Origin of the sequence: Kribbella sp. NPDC051587 (assembly GCF_044453945.1) — a bacterium.
In the GTDB taxonomy this organism is placed as follows: Bacteria; Actinomycetota; Actinomycetes; order Propionibacteriales; family Kribbellaceae; genus Kribbella.
Map to the genome: position 1 here is coordinate 74,849 of NZ_JBITDE010000016.1, position 17,880 is coordinate 92,728.

Below are 17,880 nucleotides of genomic sequence, written 5' to 3' on the forward strand. Positions count from 1 at the left end.
CGACAGGGGAAAGTTAAATCGGGTTTACAGCGGAGCTGCCGGGGTCAGCGGCCACCGGACCCCGGCCTTCCGCACGAGCTACCGCGAACCTCAGACGGTCCCGCCGGCCGCGGTCGGCGCCGTCGGGTCGCTGCCGCCGTCACCGACGGTCTCGCGAGCCATGAAGTCCTCGAGGTGGAACAGGTTGTCGCCGGCCCGCTTCGCGACGTTCACGAGCGTGTTCATCGCGGCGACCTCCTCGACCTGCTCCTTGAGGAACCACTGCATGAACTGCTCGCCGACGTAGTCGCTCTCGTCGCGCGCGGTCCGGGCCAGCGTCTCGATCTGCTTGGTGACGGTGATCTCCTGCTGCAGCGCGAGCTCCAGCGGCTCGAGCGCGGACTTGAAGTCCGACGCCACCTCGCCGACGCCCGGGATGTGCGGCCGGATGTCCTTGTCCAGCAGGTACTGCACCATCATCATCGCGTGGTTGCGCTCTTCCAGGGCCTGCTTGTAGAAGTGCGCCGCCAGCTGCGGAAGGTCCTGGTCGTCGAACCAGACGGCGACCGCCACATACTGCTGGGAGGCCGTGAACTCATTGCGGATCTGCTCTTGCAGAAGCTTCTCGTACGTGCTCATGCAGTCAATGTAGCCATCCGGCGAGGATTTCTCATCGTTGGCGAGGCTGGCCTAACCACCGAGCGTGACGACCTCGGAATCCCCACCAGGCAGCGTGATCCGCACCGTCCTGCCGTCCACCGCAACATCGATGCCTTCGGCAAGCGCTTCCGGACGGAGTGCGTCGCGGGTCAGCACCACAGCGCTCACAAGCACCAGCGGTTCGCCGTGATGCGGAGCAGCCAGGTACGGCGTCGCCGAGTGCGCACCGAAGGCGTTCGCCCCGAGACCCCGGTGGACGCCGGCCTCGTCGTACCCGTGCAGGCCGACGATCGCGGAGAGTAGTCCGTCGTCGTTCCGCGCGGACGCCGCCGTACCGGATGCAGTTGCCGAGGGCAAGGAGTCGCCGGCGACCGCGAACCCACCGCTCCGGACGAGCGCACCAGCCGGCCCGTCGACGAGCGCGCACCGGATCTCCCACCCGCCGTGCACCACCGACGTGGTCTCGATCCGCCACGGTCCTTCGGTTCCGAGCCAGGCGTTGTGCCACGAGGACGCCGTCCGGGCGGTGATTCCCAGCCGGCGGATTCGCCCGCGTCCGCTCGCCTTGCCGTCGGCGACCAGCGTGATCAGGTTGTCGATCCGCGGCGCCTCGTCACTCAGCTCGGGCCCGGCGTGGTTGGCATACGCGAACCGGTTGTAGTGCGGGTCGCCCAGCGGCTCGACGCCCTCGGGCTCGGCCAGCGGCTGCTTGTCCGAGCCATGGTTGATCAGCTGCACGACCTGGTCGTGCCGGCTCGCGTGCACGATCCAGCCGGGCGCCGGCATCGACCGCACCTGGTCGGCCTCGTCCAGCGGGATCGTGTCCTCGGGATCGGCCCAGACCGGGTGCTCCGGCGGCAGGATCAGCCCGACGAACCCCTTCGAGGCCCAGTACGGCGAACCAGGTCCGGAGTACGACTGGGTTGTCGGCAGGAACGTGTCGTACCAGCCGAGTGTCAGCAGCCCACGCTCATCCGGTACGCCGTGCTCCACGAAATGCCGCGCGATCCCGGAACACAGCCGCCGCGTTTGACCGGGCGACAGGGGAGTGGAGTCCAGCAGTGCACCCATCCAGTACGGCGCTGCCGCGGCCATCCGGTAGGTGAGTGAACGACCCTGGTAGATGGGCGCTCCGTCATTCCCGACCAGGTGGATCGCGTCATCGAGGAACAGGTTGATCCGCTCGCGGTAGACCGCCAGCCGGTCCTCATACGCCGCTCCCGGGGTGGCCGCCGCCATCCGGGTCCACAGCGCGGGATAGAGGTGCATTGCCCAGCCGATGTAGTTGTCGAAGGCCTGGCCGTCGCCATCCGAGTACCAGCCGTCGCCGACGTACCAGTCTTCGATCCGGTCGAGCCCGCCGTCGATGTCCTCCTGCGAGAACGGCGCACCGACCGATGCCAGGAACTGCTCACTGACGACCTGGAACAACCGCCAGTTGTTGTCATGCGTGGTCGATCCGATGAACCCACCGAGCCACTCGGCCACATGCTGCTGCGCCCGGTCATCCAGCCGCTCCCAGATCCACTCACGGCTCTCATGCAGCGCGACCGCGATCGCCGCCGCCTCGACCATCTGCTGTGACCGAGGGGTCAGCCGCAGCCACGACTCCGGGTGCTCAGGGTTGGCACCGTTCGCGACACCGCGGGCGTACCGCTCGATCAGCGCTTCACACCCCTTGCCCTGTACGCCGGCGATCCGGAACGCGGCCAGCATGAACGACCGCGCGAACCCCTCCAACTGGTCGGACGCCGTACCGGATCGACTCGGCCGCCCAGGCAGTGCGATCAACGCCGAACCGGGGGAGAAGTACGGCACGAGCGAGTCGAGCAGATGGTCCGCCAGAGCCTCCCAGTGTGCGCGGGTCCAGCCCGTCTGGCGGGAGAGGACGCGGTCGGTGTCAGGCAGGATCAGGCGGGTCATGCGAGCCTTCCGAGTTCGGTGGGGCTGATGGAGTGGCGCAGCGGTTGACCGGAGGACAGAAGCTCCAGCTCGCTGACGGCGAGTTCGCCGAGGCGGGCGATCTCGTTGCCGACGGCACCGGCGACGTGCGGGGTGATGAAGACGTTCGGCAGGTCGAGCAGCGGCGAATCCGCCGGCAGTGGTTCAGGATCGGTGACATCCAGTACGGCGTCGATCCGCTCCGACACGCATTCCGCCTCGAGCGCGGCCGCGTCGATGATCTTCCCGCGGGCGGTGTTGATCAGCACCGAGCCGTCCCTGAGCTGGCCGAGCAGGTGTGCGTTGACCAGCCCGATCGTCTCCGGCAGCAGTGGGGCGTGCACGGAGAGGATGTCGCTGCGCTGGAACAGTTCGTCGTTCGACACGAGTTCGGCGCCGAGCCCGGCCGCCTCGTCGGCGTTCAGGTACGGGTCGCTGATCAGCACCTCGAGGTCGTACGTCTTGAGCCGCTCCGCGACCAGGCGCGCGATCCGGGACGCCCCGAGCAGGCCGACCGTCGTACCGTAACTGCCCGGCATTCCGTGCGGGTCGGCCTTGCGGCGCTCGATCCGGTACTGCGCTGCCAGGCGGAAGGCACGTTTGCCCGCGAGCACGATCGCGGCGACCGTGAACTCGGCCACCGGGAGTGCGTTCGCGAAGGCGGCCGACGAGACCTGGATCCCGCGGTCGAACGCGGACGGGTCGACGATCGCCTTCACCGAACCTGCCGCGTGCAGGATCGCCTGCAGCCGCGGCGCCGCGTCCAGGACCTCGGGCCCGATCCGCGGGCAGCCCCAGCCGGTGAGCAGGACGTCGACGTCCGGGAGTGCGGCGGCGACGGCCGGGTCGTCGAGGAACGACGTACCGGGGCCGACGGGCAGCACTTTGGCGACCGCGTCCAGGCGGGCCCGCACACGCGGGACCAGGACGCGGTCGCGGCTGGCCTCGTTCATGGCCAGCATCACGGTCAGGGCGGGAGCGGAGTCGGTGCGCACGACAGCAACTTAGCAAGCGCTTTCCAAGGCTGTCTCCTGGTGTACCGCATCCCGGGCGTGGCGCGCGGAAATTCGGTGAGGTTTTTTCCAGAACCCGGAATGTCCGGCCGGAGTTCGGGCGTTGTCACCTGACAGGGCAGGATGGAGATTCGCGACCCCGCCCGGATGGCGACGATGAAGGAGACGACGATGCTGCGACCGGACGACCTCTACGAGATCGTCGACGAGTCGGTGGCGACCGGCCCGGCGGCAACCCCGAAGGTGCTCGTGCACTCGCTGGACGGGTTCATGGACGCCGGCCAGGCGGGCCGCGTGACCGCGGACCACCTGCTGGAGACGCTCGAGAGCCGCCTGCTGGCGCGCTTCGACGTCGACCTCCTGCACGACTACCGCGCTCGCCGGCCCGAGGTGACGTTCTCGGAGGACCACTTCACCGAGTACACGCCGCCGCAGCTGAACCTGTGGATCCTGACCGACGACGCCGGAGTGGACTTCCTGCTGCTCGAAGGCCCGGAGCCGGACAACCACTGGAACCGGTTCGCCGGAGCCGTGCGGCAGCTGATCGAGCTCTACAACGTGAACCTCACCATCGGCGTGCACGGCATCCCGATGGGCGTCCCGCACACGCGGCCACTCGGTCTCACGGCCCACGCGACCCGCCCGGAGCTGGTGACGCGCTCGAACATCTGGGACGGCGAAATGCGCCTCCCGGCGAGCGCCGGCACGATGCTCCAGGTCCGCCTCGGCGAGGCCGGCAAGGACGCGATGGGCTTCGCTGTCCACGTCCCGCACTACCTCGCGGAGAACCGCTTCCCGGGTGCCGCCCTGGCGCTGGTCCACGCGATCTCCGCCGCGACCGGCCTGCTGCTCCCTAGCAAGGCCCTGCTCGATGAGGCAGCCGTCACCGGCCGCATGGTCGACGAGCAGGTCGAGGCCTCCGACGACGCCTCCGCAGTCGTCAACGCCCTCGAAACCCAGTACGACGCAGCCGCCGGCTCCGTCAGCCGCAAGTCCCTCCTCGCCGACTCCACCCCCTCCGCGGAGGAGCTGGGCGCCGAGGTCGAGCAGTTCCTGGCCGAGCTGAACCGCGAAGACGACAAGTAACCCCACCAACGGCGTCGGCCCACCCCGGGGCGGGGGCGGGCCGACGCTTCTTTATGCACTCAGGCGGCTACTGATTCGCGGGCTGGGGTGCGGATGATGAGGCGGTCGAGGCTGAAGCGGCCGGGGCCGACGACGGCGACGACGAGCGCGAACAGGCCTAGGGCGGCGACGAGTTCCCAGCCACCGTCACTCGCGAAGACGCCGTTCGGGGCGTGGACGAACAGGAACGCGCCGAGCATGTCGAGCGTGAGCAGGACGCCGGCGATCGGGGTGAGGACGCCGAGGACGAGCGCCGTACCGGCGATCAGTTCGGCGCCGGTCGCGTAGTACGCCGAGATGGTCGGGGACGGTACGCCCATCCCCTGGAAGGCCTGTGCGGTGGCGTCGATGCCGTTGGTCTGGAACTTCTGCCAGCCGTGCGCGACGAACACGATGCCGACGCCGACGCGGGCGATCAGCAGGACGACGTCCTGAGCGATGGGGGGCAGCTTCACAACAGGTCTCCTCAATCAAGTGCTTGGTGGTTGAGCTCTCAATCAGAAGTCTACCGAAGGCGACCGAAAGCTCACCGAAAGCGTCCGCGTGACGGGACCCACAGCGCGCCGGAGCGGAATGACGCTGTGTTGATCCCGGCCCAGGGGAGCGACCTGTCAGGATGAGGCATGCCTGAGTCGCTGGAAGACCTGGTCGAGCTGCTCGACCTGGAGATGATCGACGTCGACCTGTACCGCGGCCGGCAGCCGCAGACCTCGCTGCAGCGTGTGTTCGGCGGGCAAGTACTCGGCCAGGCGCTCGCCGCTGCCGGGCAGACGGTCGACAGCGGACGGCACGTGCACTCGCTGCACGGCTACTTCCTGCGCGGCGGCGACACCGCCGTACCGATCATCTACCGCGTCGAAGGCACGCGGGACGGCGGCAGCTTCTCCAGCCGCCGGGTCGTGGCATCGCAGCACGGCAAGCCGATCTTCTACATGTCCACGTCGTTCCAGAAGCCCGAGCCCGGGCTGGATCACCAGGAGCCGATCCCGGCGGACGTCGTACCGCCGGAAGAAGCGCCGACACTCTCGAGCGTGCTCGAGGCCCAGTCTGGTCGCGCAGCCGCCGACTGGGATCGCGAATGGTCCGCTCTGAACGTCCGGCTGGCCGGTGTCACCGGACGGCAGTTCTGGATCCGTGCCGCAGGCAAGCTTCCCGACGAGCCGGCGATGCACGCATGCGTACTCGCTTACGCGAGCGACCTGACACTGCTCGGCGCGAGCCTCCTCCCGCACGGCATCGTCATCGGCGACCGCCGGATCCAGCCGGCCTCCCTCGACCACGCCCTCTGGTTCCACCGCGAGTTCCGCGCCGACGAGTGGCTCCTCTACGACCAAACCTCACCGTCGGCCTCGGGCGCGCGCGGCTTCGCGCTGGGCCGCCTCTTCACCGAGGACGGCCGCCTCGTCGCGTCAGTCGCGCAGGAAGGTTTGATCCGGCCCGTCGGATTGGACTTGAGCAAATGAGCTGCTGTGGCTAACGTAGTGACCATGTTGCAGCGCGCAGTAGAGACGACGACGCCGGAGTTTGTCCCGGCGCGCTGACACCTGACTGTCACTGAACCCCGGGGCGAGTGCCCCGGGGTTTTTTCATGTCTGCCTCGTGGTTCGCCCCATCTCAATAAGGAGATGGACCATGTACGACCACCGCAAGCTCGGCCGCGAACTCGGCCTGTTCGACTCTGACCCGCTGATTGGTGCGGGCCTGCCCTACTGGCTTCCGGCCGGCGCTGCTGTCCGGCACGCCTTGGAGAGCTACATCGGCGAAGTCGAACGACGCGCCGGCTACCAGCAGGTGTATTCGCCCGTTCTCGCGAAGAGAGCGCTCTATGAGATCTCCGGCCACTGGGAGAAATACAGCGACGACATGTATCCACCGATGGACATGGGCGGCGAGGAGCTGGTCCTGCGGCCGAGCATCTGCCCGCACCATGCGCTCATCTACCGATCTCGCGCTCACAGCTACCGCGAACTCCCGCTGCGCTTGTCCGAGCTGGGCGGTCAATATCGCTCCGAGCTGTCCGGCGTGATCGGCGGCCTCAGCCGGGTCCGCGCGATGCAACTGAACGATGCACACATCTTCTGCCGCCTCGACCAGGTCGCCGAGGAAGCCCAGGGAGCGCTCTCTCTGATCAACCAGGCGTACGTCGACCTGGGGATCAGCGCGGCTCGGTACGTGCTCGCGCTGCCGGCCGAGGACGCTGTCATCGGCAGCGCAGACAGCAAGTACGTCGGTGATGCCGAGAGCTGGGCGCATGCCGCCGGGCTCCTGCGTGACGTGCTGGTCAACGCAGGTGTCGAGTACGTCGAGTCACCGGGTGACGCCGCGTTCTACGGACCGAAGATCGACGTCCAGGTGGTCGATTCGGCCGGCCGCGAGTACAGCCTGTCGACCATCCAACTGGACTTCAACCAGCCGGAGCGGTTCGGCCTCGAGTACATCGGTGCCGACGGCAACAAACATCGGCCGGTGATGGTGCACCGCGCGATCGTCGGGAGCATCGAGAGAGCGGTTGCTCAGGTGATCGAGGTGCACGGCGGCGCGTTCCCGGCGTGGCTCGCGCCGGTGCAGCTCGTGGTGCTGCCGATCTCGGACGACGAGGAGAAGCTCGCTATCGAGGTCGCTCGGCGAGCCTCGTCCCGTGGGCTGCGGGTCGAGGTTGCGCATGCGGACGAGGGAAACCTCGGGGCGCGGATCCGCGAGAACCGGTTGGCGCCGTACCAGGCCATCCTCGGTGCACGCGAGGCGGCGGCCGGCCAGCTCGCCATCCGCGAACGCGACGGCAGCCGCCGCGACGCAGCACCGATCGGCGAGGTTCTCGACCAGATCGCGCAGGAGGTGATCCCCGGCGCGCTTCAGTCTTCCTGGAGTTGACCGATCAGGTGGGTGACCTCGTGAGCGTCGTCGTACAGGACGAAGTCGGTGGTCTTGCCACCAACGGCGTACCCGAACTGGACCCGCGAGGGGAGCAGGAGCGGCTTGCGGAAGTCGACCCGGACGGTGAATGCGTCCGGCAGCTTCCCGGCCCGCTCCAGCGACGCGAGCGCGGCCGCCTTGGCCCACATGCCGTGCGCGATCTGGCGCGGGAACCCGAACGCCTGAGCAGTGAGCTTGAACAGGTGAATCGGATTCCTGTCGCCAGACGCGGCGGCGTACCGGCGACCGAGGTTGCCGCGCAGATCCCACCAGGCCTGCGGCGGCAACTCCGGATCGGGCAGCAGATCGACGTGACCCTCCGACCCCTTGGACCGGCTGAGCAACGTCGTCAGATCGGTCCACACCACATCACCGTCAACGAGCACCTCGCTGACGATGTCGAACACAATTCCCTTCGGGTGCGAGCGTTCCGGCGTACTGTGCACGCGAATCGCCGGCTCCGCATGGATCGGCAGCGGCCGCTTCTGCGTGATCGTGTTCGACAGATGCACGATCCCCATCGGCTTGTAAGGGAACGACGGATCCGACATCAGATCGAGGTGCAGCGGGAAGGCCAGGACATGCGGGTACGTCGCCGGTAACGCCGGACCGGCCGGGAACCCGGTGACATCGCGGTACGCCGCGAGGTGGTCCTGGTCGATCGCCGAGTGCGGCAACTCGAGAGTGAGACCGTCCTGCGACGGCTCGTAGTCGGCACGTCGCAGCGTGGCCTTCACGGTCTTCGCGTACAGACCACCCAAGCCGGGGGAGTCGTCGTACCGACGGGTCGGCATGTCAGGCGCCCAGCAGGCTCTGGCCGCAGACCCGGATCACGTTGCCGGTGACGCCGGCCGAGGCCGGGTCGGCGAACCACGCGATCGTCTCCGCCACGTCGATCGGCAACCCGCCCTGCTGCAGCGAGTTGATCCGGCGGCCGACCTCGCGAATCGTGAACGGCACCTTCGCGGTCATCTCGGTCTCGATGAACCCGGGCGCGACCGCGTTGATCCGGATCTGCTTCTCGGCCAGCGTCGGCGCGAGCGCCTGCACCAGCCCGATCACACCGGCCTTCGAGGTGGCGTAGTTCGTCTGGCCGTTGTTGCCCGCGATCCCGGCGATGCTCGCGACCCCGATGATCGAGCCGCCGGCCCGGATCGTGCCGGACTCGACGAGGTGCTCGGTGATCCGCTCCGGCGCGCGCAGGTTCACATCCAGTACGGCGTCCCACGTGTCGGTGCGCATGTTCGCCAGCCGCTTGTCCCGCGTGATGCCCGCGTTGTGCACGACGATGTCGAGTCCGGCGTACTGCTCCTGCGCATGTGCCGCGATCCGCTGCGCGGCGTCAACCGCGGTCACGTCGAGCAGGAGCTCGGAACCGCCGAGGCGAGTCATCACCTTGCGCAGCGGGTCCGCGTTCTGCGCGACATCGACGCCGAGGATGGTCGCGCCGTCCCGAGCGAGCGTGTCCGCGATCGCGGCACCGATCCCGCGAGCCGCACCGGTCACGAGCGCGACCTTGCCGGCCAGCGGGCGATCCGGATCGTTGCCGACCAGGGGTCCGGTCCCGACCCGCGCCACCTGGCCGTCGACGTACGCGGACTTGGGGGAGAGGAAGAAGCGGAGGGTCGAGTCCAGCTGCTCGTGAGCGTCGGGAGCGACGTACACGAGGTTGACCGTGGCGCCGCGCTTGACCTCCTTGCCGAGCGAACGCGTGAAGCCCTCGAGCGCGCGCTGTGCTATGTGCTGCTCGGTGGAGGATGCGAGCTCCGGCGTCCGGCCGACCACGATCACCCGGCCGGCGGCCGCGAGCTGGCGGATGACGGGGGAGAAGAAGCGTTGCAGGCTGGTCAGATCGGCCGTCGAGGTGGCGCCGGTCGCGTCGAAGACGAGTGCCTTCGGGCGGATCTGGCTCGACGCGACGCCCTCGGTCGCCGTACTGAAGGAGGCGCCGATGTCGCGCAGCAACGCCTGGATCGCCTTGCCGGCCTCGGTTTCACCGATCGCGCCGAACACCACCGAGCCGTCGATGACGCGCGAACCCTCGGTCCAGCGCTGCAGCGGTACCGGGTCGGGCAGGCCGAGGTTCTTCACCAGCGTCTGACCGAGCGGGGTCCGGGTGAAGGTCTGGTAGCGGTCCGTCATGGGTCTGCTCCTACTTCTCGAGGATGGCGACGACACCCTGGCCGCCCGCGGCGCAGATCGAGATCAGCCCGCGGCCACCGCCGTTCTCGTCGAGTTGCTTGGCCAGCGCGGCGACGATCCGCCCGCCGGTCGCCGCGAACGGGTGGCCCGCGGCGAGTGAGCTGCCGTTCACGTTCAGCTTGGCGCGGTCGATCTCGCCCAGCGGGGCGTCGAGACCGAGCCGCTCCTTGCAGAAGATCGGATCCTCCCACGCCTTCAGCGTCGAGAGCACCTGGGAGGCGAACGCCTCGTGGATCTCGTAGTAGTCGAAGTCCTGCAGCGTCAGACCGGCGCGCGCGAGCATCCGCGGTACGGCGTACGCGGGAGCCATCAGCAGGCCCTCGGCACCCTTCACGTAGTCAACGGCCGCAGTCTGCGAGTGCGTCAGATAGGCGAGCGGCCGCAGCCCGTGCGCCTCGGCCCACTCATCCGTGCTCAGCAGTACGGCGGACGCCCCGTCCGTCAGCGGGGTCGAGTTGCCGGCCGTCATAGTCGCGGTCTCACCCTTGCCGAACGCCGGCTTCAGCTTGGCCAGCTTCTCCAGGGTCGTGTCCGGCCGCAGGTTCTGGTCCTTCTCGAGGCCCAGGTACGGCGTGATCAGGTCCTGCTGGAAACCACGGTCGTACGACGCAGCCAGGTTCACGTGGGAGCGATAAGCGATCTCGTCCTGCGCCTCGCGCGTGATGCCCCACTCGAGCGCGGTCAGCGCCGCGTGATCGCCCATCGACTTCCGCGTCCGCGGCTCGGCGTTGCGCGGAATCTCCGGTACGACGTCCTTCGGGCGCACCCGGGCGAGCACCTTCAGCCGGTCCTGGAACGTCTTGGCCCGGTTCAGATCGAGCAGGATGTTGCGCAGCTTGTCGTTGACCGCGATCGGCGCGTCCGACGCGGTGTCGACGCCACCCGCGATGCCCGCGTCGATCTGGCCGAGCGCGATCTTGTTTCCCACCAGGATCGCTGCCTCCAGCCCGGTCCCACAGGCCTGCTGGATGTCGTATGCCGGGGTCGTGGCCGCGAGCTTCGACCCGAGCACCACCTCGCGCACCATGTTCCAGTCGCGGGCGTGCTTCAGCACCGCACCGGCGACCACCTCACCGACTTCTTGACCACCGAGCCCGGTCCGGTCGACCAGGCCGTTGATCGCGGCGGTCAACATGTCGGAGTTCGACGCGTGCCGGTACGTCTTGTCCTGGCGCGCGAACGGAATCCTGTTGCCGGCGACAACAGCCACTCTGCGGGGCTCGGTCATGATTTGTCTCCTGCTCTGCGTGCCTTCTTCGGACCCTCATAGGCGAAGCGCCCCACTGCCGTCGCCAACGTCGCGGTGATCGCGGTCGCCCGCACCGTCGCCACCTCGGCATGATGCACCACCGGATGCCCCGGCTTCCCGCTCGACACGATCAGCCCGACCCTTGCCATGTGCAACGATCCGAGCGTCTGCGTGTACAGATGATTGGCCAGGTACGCGGTGTCCGCCTTCGCGAACGCACCCGACCGCTGCCCGGCTTCCAGTACGACGGCAATCCGGCCGAGCGCGGAAGCCATCGCCGTACCGAGTGTCACCATCACCGGCTCGGTGATCTCACCGAACAGCTCCTCGCCGGTCCGGCGGAGGAGGCTCATCGCGCAGTCGGTGAAGGCCGGGAACTCCAGACAGAAGTCGACGAAGACCTCGCTGAGCGCCTTGAGCCGGTTGAGCGGTGTCTTGCGCGGGTTGTCGACTTCCTGCAGCCGGGCGTCCAGCTCACCGAGGTAGTCGACCAGGGTCAGCGCGAAGAGCTCTTCCTTGCCCGCGAAGTGCCGGTAGATCAGCGCCTTGTTGATCCCGACCCGCTTGGCGATATCGTCGATCTGAGCGTCGATCGTGCCGCGCTCGTCGAACAGCTCGCGGGTGGCCCGGATGATGTCCCGCTCGCGGTCGCGCCGACGCTCCGCCGTGGTCCGGCGGCGTCCGATCGCGAGCAGCGCGGAGCTCATAGGACCGATCTTAGCCATACCGGTACCCCTTGGTGCAAACGACGGTTACACTCATCGGTAACATATGTTTCGGTACCCCCTGCCGATCTGTTCGTTGCCGGAGGATGTTGATGACGATGACCGACCCCAAGCCCGCCGTCTCCACCGACGTGATGGCGCTGGCCGGTGAACTAGGTGCCGAGCGGTCGAAGCCGGGCTGGAGCCCCTTCTCGTTCGCCCTGAACGACGAGCAGCGCGAGATCCGCGACTGGACCCACGCCTTCGCCGCCGACGTGATGCGCCCCGCGGCCGCCGAATGGGACGAGCGCGAAACCACCCCGTGGCCCGTCATCCAGGAGGCCGCCAAGATCGGCCTCTACGGCCTCGACATGAACATCAACCTGTTCGTCGACCCGTCGGGCCTGCTGATGCCGCTGGTCCACGAGGAGCTCTTCTGGGGCGACGCCGGCATCGGCATGTCGCTCAAGGGCACCGGCCTGGCCTCGTCCGCCATCTTCTCCAACGGCACCCCCGAACAGTGGAGCCAATGGATGGGCCGCTGCTACGGCACCCCTGACGACGTGCGCGTGGCCGCGTTCTGCTCCTCCGAACCCGGCGCCGGCTCCGACGTCTCCGCGATCCGCACGCGAGCGACGTACGACGAGAAAACCGATGAGTGGGTCATCAACGGCCAGAAGGCCTGGGCCACGAACGGCGGCATCGCCGACATCCACGTCGTCGTAGCCACCGTCGACCCCTCGCTGGGCACGAAGGGCCAGGCGGCGTTCGTCGTACCGAAGTCAGAGGTCAAGGGCCTGGAGCAAGGCACCAAGCTCCGCAAGCACGGCCTCCGCGCCTCCCACACCGCCGACGTCTTCTTCGACAACGTCCGCATCCCCGCCGCCAACGTCCTGGGCGGCAAGGAAAAGCTCGACGAGCGCCTGTCCCGCGCCCGCGCCGCCGCCTCGGCCTCCGGTGAGACCAAGGTCCGCAACGCCTCCATGGCGACCTTCGAGATGACCCGCCACATCGTCGGCGCCCAAGCAGTAGGCATCGCCCGCGCCGCCTACGAGTTCGCCCTCGACTACGCCAAGGGCCGCGAACAGTTCGGCCGCCCCATCATCGACAACCAAGGCATCGCCTTCAAACTCGCCGACATGGCCATGGAAATCGACGCAGCCAGGTTGTTGGTCTGGCGAGCCGCCAACATGTCAGCCGCCCTGATGCGCGGCGAAACCCCCGACTACCGCCACGGCGAAGGCTCCATGGCCAAACTCAAGGCCGGCGAGGTAGCCGTCAAGGTCACCGAAGAAGCCATCCAAATCCTCGGCGGCAACGGCTACACCCGCGAGTACCCAGTAGAGCGCATGCACCGAGACGCCAAGATCTACACCATCTTCGAAGGCACCTCCGAAATCCAGCGCCTAGTCATCTCCCGAGCCATCTCCGGCATGCGCATCCGCTAGTACACCCCCGCACGCGGACCGGTCGCTCCGTTCGTCGCGATGCTCCTCACCGCGCCCGCTCCGCGTGCACCCACCCACCCCCGGCTACCGCCGGCCTTTCCCACGCCGGCTACCGCCGGCCCCCTAGCGCTACCGCGCCCCGACCGACTACCGGCGGCCGGCGTGACCCACACCAAACCCCGGTCACGCCGAAAGGTGAGTCAGCCCCCGCCGGTGCTCCGCACGCTCCTTCGTCGCGTGCTACGCGCCGGCCCCACCCGCCCCTCAGTGTCCTTGCGGGCTACCGCCCGCACCTCGGGCGCTACCGCGCCCGCCCGACCACCCGCGTGGCCAGCGCGAACGCTCCGCGGCTCCGTCGTCGAGTTTCTCCCACGGCAACGTGTACGGACGCGGCGATGTGCTCGCTGAGGATCAATGCCGTCCCCGCCGACATCGGAGCCGTCCGCTCGATACGTTCTTCGGCAGCGAAAACACGAACTCCCTACCGAGCTTCTTCACCTGTCGCCGGACCCGGATCACCATCTCGTCGAAGTCGACGTCCTCCTTCGCCAGCCCGAACAACTCGCCCCGCCGCAATCCGCCCGGCCTTCTTCGCAGGCACCTTGACCGCCCGCGCCTTGGCCGGGTTCTTCTTGATCGTCTCGTCATCGACGGCCGACTGAGTGTCGCGTCCAACACAAGGAACGCTGTACGTGCGGTCCACGACCCGAACCGCGCATCCAGGTTAACGACTCGAGCCGCGATCTCCGACGGTTCGATCGACCGCAATTGCCGCCGCCCGGTGTGGATAAGGAGTGGGGCAGACTAGCATAGTTGAGGATTCACCTAAAATTGCGCGTTCGACAAGAGTTCGGAGCGCTTCTCTGCGGCGATCCCGCTAACGAACACTCCACGATCCGAGGTCGGTGCAGGACCAAGTGATACCGATTGAGTTGTCGCACAACCGGCCCAGCTACTCACCGTGTTGCGGATCTTGACGTCGGATTTCAGGACGTCTGCAGGTGAGTCGTCGCCCACGACGTCTGTGTCACCAGCGCTGCGGTCACGAAGTAGAAGGTGAGGTGGCTGTCACGTCCGGACGCACAGCCTCCGGAATCGAGAGTCCCCGTCCGATGCACGGACCTAAGAGACGTGCAGTCAACTATCTACAAGTATGGATGTCGCAAGCGCGCCAGCCGCCCCGAGAGTCTTGCAGGTTCGTTGAAGAAGCGGGAGCATCTGTTCCCGGGCATCCTGCCACCTCGCATGCCAGGCATCTTCGATGCTCTCGATATCCAGATCCCCGATCACCATATCGAGGGCCGTCGGGTCCAGATCATCCGCGAGCCTGATGAAGCGATCGATGCCGGTCAGATCATGTCTCTGCGGTTTGCTAAAAGCCTCCCGTACGTCTTCCGACATCTGGCCGAGCCACACAGCTGCGGCATCGCGGTCGGTACTGGCCACCACTTCCACGGCGGCAGTGATCTCACGCCATCCTCTGCCGTGCGGCGATCGAACGCCCACCTGCGCTCCGTTGTGTATCCACCGCACCGCCAGGTCCGGGTAGCGTCTTACAAGAACGTCCGGGAAAGGCTCTATCTCAGCTTCGTGCTCCTCAATGAATGCACGTACGACGGACTGTCCTCGTTCTCCCCAGCAAAGCATCTCGAGCAAGTGCGCGACGGCTCCGAACGGATCGCTCTCTGAGCCCTTCTCTTGCCTTGTCTCCTCGACGATGCGCATCAGCCAGTCGGTGGACAACGCGTTGGCGATGTCATCGGTGATGTCGGTCGAGAGCTGTGCGAGCCAATAGAGCAGCAGGTCGAGGCTGTGTAGCTGATACTTCCGCTTTCGCTCCAGCGACCGAGTAGCGGCAGCCCAGTCGACATCTTTCATGACCTGGAGGACGCTGGCGGCCAGGTCGCGGAGCGCCGGTTCGTTGGTGGTCATGAACTCTGCCCAAGCCCGGTCCGACTCAGCAGACTCGTGCTCGTCGTCATCGGCTTGTTCATCGTCCGCCGTCGGCGCGTCTGCAAGTGTTGCGACGAGGAGCATCGTCCCGAACGCCCAGTCCGCGAAGTTGCTGGCTGCGTCTGCCAGATCGCGTTCGAACGCGGAACGGATTTCGTCGGCGCAGGCGCCAAAGGCGGTTGCTGCTGTTCGCGGAACGAGGGAGGCGAGGGTATCGATGATGTCGTAGATCTCGAACGGGTGTGAGCGCTCATTTCGGTCGGACAACCAGCGGTTGAGGAGCTCGGGATCGATCCCGAGCTCCAGTTCCCTGCTCCAACTCAGCAGGTCGCCGCCTCGCCGATCTGGGCTGAGCCGTTGGATGACGTGTGCCCAATCCATCGCTGCTGGTCTGGTTCCGTCAACTGAGAGGCGCTCGCCAAGGAGGCGTGCCGAGACGGATTCGCGAATCTGATTGAATGCCAGTTCGTGACGGGCCTCGAGCCGACTCAGCATCGAGCGATAACCGTTGATCTCTTCTGATGCCACATTCGGCAGCCAGCTCACGATACTCGCAGCGAGCTCTTCTGCCGCAGTGTCGGCGAGAAGCCGTAGCGACTCGGAAGAGTAGAGCAGGTTGAGGGCAACGCCTCGGTCCCGACCTGGTGCCGCTACAAGGCATTGGCCCAGCAGGCTGTCCGACACCTCCTCGTCGACGATCGAACTCGACCACTTGTAGCGGTAGATGTCCATGCTTTCGAAGACGCGAAAGAGCCAGAACTTGCCGGCGATGTCTCCGGCGGGGGCAAGAAGGGTCGCGCGTACGCAAGCACGCACGGTTGACCCGATCGAGGACGCTTCACGTTGCCCGAGGTTCTGCAGGGTCCTTTCCGCGATGCGGATATGAGCTGCACGGATTCGGCCGTCATGCTCACGGATGAGCTTCTCGCCGGCGAGAAGAAACAGAGCGTTATCGATGAGTCCCAGCTGCAGCGTGCCCTCTGGACAAAACCTGTCGCTCGCGTGTCGCTCTACGATCGAGTTGAGATCCTCGCGGGAGACGCCGGCGTCGCGAGATGTCAGCTGTGTGATGCAGACGAAGGCTAGGACGAGAGCTGCACGGACGTCGTCGACCATCCGATCCAGCGCGCCGACAATGCGCCGCTCTCCACCGGATGCAATGAACATATAGAGCCAAGGCTCTGTGGCCGTGCGTACAGCCAGTTCGAGTCGTTGCTCCGGAGGCTCGTCGAAGGCTGACCATCGGACTCGATCATCGAGCTGTGTGAGGAGCGGACCAACCGTGTCAATGTTGGCACGGCAGTACTCGTGCAAGACCTGCATGGCTTGAGTTGCGAGCAACGTTTCGTCATCTCGCGTCTCCAGCCGTTCGGTGGAGACCAAGAGGACCGCGTGGGCGTCATCGATCGCCGACTCGAGATCGGTAACAACACTGTGGTCGATGGCTTGGGCATCGTCAACGACTGCGAGGACTGGGCCGTTCAAGCGTCGGAGTTCTTCGACGTCGGCTGCTGACGCAACGCCTGGTTGTCGGAGCTCGATCACCTTCCAGCCCTCACGGTTGAGCCGACGGGCCGCATGGAAAGCAGTGATGGACTTTCCCGTGCCGCTTGAACCCGACAAAGTCGCGAATCGAGAGGTGAATAGGCGATCGGCGAGTCTTGCAGCAGCCGGCAACTCAGGGCATGCGTTCACATCGGTCGGGCGAAGGCGTTCGCCTCGCAGCGCCGCCAGGAAGCTTCTGCTGTGTGAGAAGGTGACATATTTCCATCCGTCGAGGGGTTGAGGCGTCGCGAGTTGTGTCGCGAGCGCCGCGAGGGCGGAATCTGCAGTGAGTGGGATTGCCCCCTCGCCAACAACCGATGGGCCGACGCGGACAACAGGCCATCGTTCTTCGAGGGGCGAAAGCAGCGACTCGACGACACCGACGTCACTCCCGCTGTACCCAAGCACGACGAGCGTGCGTGGCCGGTTCGAGAGCTTGACGACGTGATTGAGTACCCCTGCTGGAACTTGACCGTCTTCATCTGGGAGGATCCAGTGCTCATCCGGACGAGCAGCGTCGCCGTGAGGCTTGTGGAGCAGACCAGCCGGTAGCCCGATTCCGAACATTCGCTCGTGTGCTCGCTCGATGCAGGTGTCCCAGTTGTACGAGACCAATGCCTCTACGTGGCCGGTGTTGACGAGGCGCGCCAGATCGAAGTGGGCGCTCGATGGCTCTCTGTCGGCGTCGAGCGCTGCGAACGCCGATTGATATGCCCATCGCGCCGCAGGGAACTCGCGGACGAGCTGCCAGCCGTGCTGGAGACGGTCAGGTTCGGAAGACAGAATGGTCTTTGCGCTCCCGGCGGCGCCCGTTCGCGCCCGAAGCTCAGCGAGCGCTTCGGGCACATCTTCGATGGCTTGCCAGAGGAGTGGTGGAAGCTGAGCCGTCATCGGGTACTTGCTCGCCGAGACCCCGGCACCAACAACGACGAAGGCCCCGAAGGAACGAACCATTCCAGCCGCTCTTGCCAACTCGGCGTCCACCTGGGCCGCACCAATGGTCATCGCCCACCTCGACGGCGGAGTTGGAACAGCAAGCTCGGAGACTCTGTACAGGCCATGTCTCCAGTCTGGCGCTCTCCTGCGCGCCGCGGCGTCCGGCACGCAAGAGTAGGCCCTGATCCTGGCTCGTCGGCCAGAGGTTTCGT

The 17,880-nt window shown here is 66.7% G+C and carries 13 protein-coding genes; 4 read left to right on the plus strand and 9 right to left on the minus strand.

Annotated elements, in window-relative coordinates; genetic code table 11:
* Window positions 1-90 precede the first annotated feature (90 nt).
* From ACIA49_RS37085 to ACIA49_RS37095, 3 genes are read right to left on the minus strand one after another with little or no spacing between them, the layout of a single operon-like run.
* The gene (locus ACIA49_RS37085; protein ID WP_396382954.1) at window positions 91-618 is read right to left on the minus strand and encodes a ferritin; all 528 of its coding nucleotides are present in this window, start codon (window positions 616-618) and stop codon (window positions 91-93) included.
* A gap of 51 nt (window positions 619-669) precedes the next feature.
* On the minus strand, window positions 670-2,562 hold the full coding sequence (locus ACIA49_RS37090; protein ID WP_396382955.1) for a DUF2264 domain-containing protein: 1,893 nt from the start codon (window positions 2,560-2,562) through the stop codon (window positions 670-672).
* Window positions 2,559-3,575 carry a hydroxyacid dehydrogenase gene (locus ACIA49_RS37095; RefSeq protein ID WP_396382956.1) on the minus strand — a complete coding sequence of 339 codons (1,017 nt, stop codon included), beginning with the start codon at window positions 3,573-3,575 and terminating at the stop codon, window positions 2,559-2,561. The genes ACIA49_RS37090 and ACIA49_RS37095 overlap by 4 nt, the downstream gene beginning before the upstream one ends.
* Window positions 3,576-3,716: 141 nt before the next feature.
* On the opposite strand from ACIA49_RS37095, the gene ACIA49_RS37100 reads away from it, so the two are divergent.
* Complete coding sequence (locus ACIA49_RS37100; protein WP_396382957.1) at window positions 3,717-4,679, plus strand: proteasome assembly chaperone family protein; 963 nt, start codon at window positions 3,717-3,719, stop codon at window positions 4,677-4,679.
* A 59-nt stretch (window positions 4,680-4,738) separates the two neighbouring features.
* Here the strand turns inward: ACIA49_RS37100 and ACIA49_RS37105 are convergent, their stop codons facing one another.
* Window positions 4,739-5,173 (minus strand): DoxX family protein, encoded by a 435-nt coding sequence (locus ACIA49_RS37105; RefSeq protein WP_396382958.1) that lies wholly within the window; start codon window positions 5,171-5,173, stop codon window positions 4,739-4,741.
* A gap of 168 nt (window positions 5,174-5,341) precedes the next feature.
* Here ACIA49_RS37105 and ACIA49_RS37110 point away from each other — a divergent pair, with 168 nt between their 5' ends.
* Both ACIA49_RS37110 and thrS read left to right on the plus strand, forming a co-directional pair.
* The gene (locus ACIA49_RS37110) at window positions 5,342-6,181 is read left to right on the plus strand and encodes an acyl-CoA thioesterase (protein ID WP_396382959.1); all 840 of its coding nucleotides are present in this window, start codon (window positions 5,342-5,344) and stop codon (window positions 6,179-6,181) included.
* A gap of 169 nt (window positions 6,182-6,350) precedes the next feature.
* Complete coding sequence (thrS, locus tag ACIA49_RS37115; RefSeq protein ID WP_396382960.1) at window positions 6,351-7,589, plus strand: threonine--tRNA ligase; 1,239 nt, start codon at window positions 6,351-6,353, stop codon at window positions 7,587-7,589.
* Here thrS and ACIA49_RS37120 read toward each other — a convergent pair.
* The 4 genes from ACIA49_RS37120 to ACIA49_RS37135 are packed head-to-tail and all read right to left on the minus strand — an operon-like array spanning window position 7,571 to window position 11,789.
* Complete coding sequence (locus ACIA49_RS37120; RefSeq protein ID WP_396382961.1) at window positions 7,571-8,425, minus strand: MaoC/PaaZ C-terminal domain-containing protein; 855 nt, start codon at window positions 8,423-8,425, stop codon at window positions 7,571-7,573. The genes thrS and ACIA49_RS37120 overlap by 19 nt on opposite strands.
* A 1-nt stretch (window position 8,426) precedes the next feature.
* Window positions 8,427-9,773, minus strand: coding sequence for a 3-oxoacyl-ACP reductase (locus tag ACIA49_RS37125; protein ID WP_396382962.1), 1,347 nt, complete (start codon window positions 9,771-9,773; stop codon window positions 8,427-8,429).
* A gap of 10 nt (window positions 9,774-9,783) precedes the next feature.
* Window positions 9,784-11,061 carry an acetyl-CoA C-acetyltransferase gene (locus ACIA49_RS37130; protein WP_396382963.1) on the minus strand — a complete coding sequence of 426 codons (1,278 nt, stop codon included), beginning with the start codon at window positions 11,059-11,061 and terminating at the stop codon, window positions 9,784-9,786.
* Window positions 11,058-11,789, minus strand: coding sequence for a TetR/AcrR family transcriptional regulator (locus tag ACIA49_RS37135; RefSeq protein WP_396382964.1), 732 nt, complete (start codon window positions 11,787-11,789; stop codon window positions 11,058-11,060). The genes ACIA49_RS37130 and ACIA49_RS37135 overlap by 4 nt, the downstream gene beginning before the upstream one ends.
* 116 nt (window positions 11,790-11,905) lie before the next feature.
* Here ACIA49_RS37135 and ACIA49_RS37140 point away from each other — a divergent pair, with 116 nt between their 5' ends.
* Window positions 11,906-13,234 (plus strand): acyl-CoA dehydrogenase family protein, encoded by a 1,329-nt coding sequence (locus tag ACIA49_RS37140; RefSeq protein WP_396382965.1) that lies wholly within the window; start codon window positions 11,906-11,908, stop codon window positions 13,232-13,234.
* Between the two features lie 1,137 nt (window positions 13,235-14,371).
* Here ACIA49_RS37140 and ACIA49_RS37145 read toward each other — a convergent pair.
* Complete coding sequence (locus ACIA49_RS37145) at window positions 14,372-17,737, minus strand: hypothetical protein (RefSeq protein WP_396382966.1); 3,366 nt, start codon at window positions 17,735-17,737, stop codon at window positions 14,372-14,374.
* Between the last annotated feature and the right edge of the window lie 143 nt (window positions 17,738-17,880).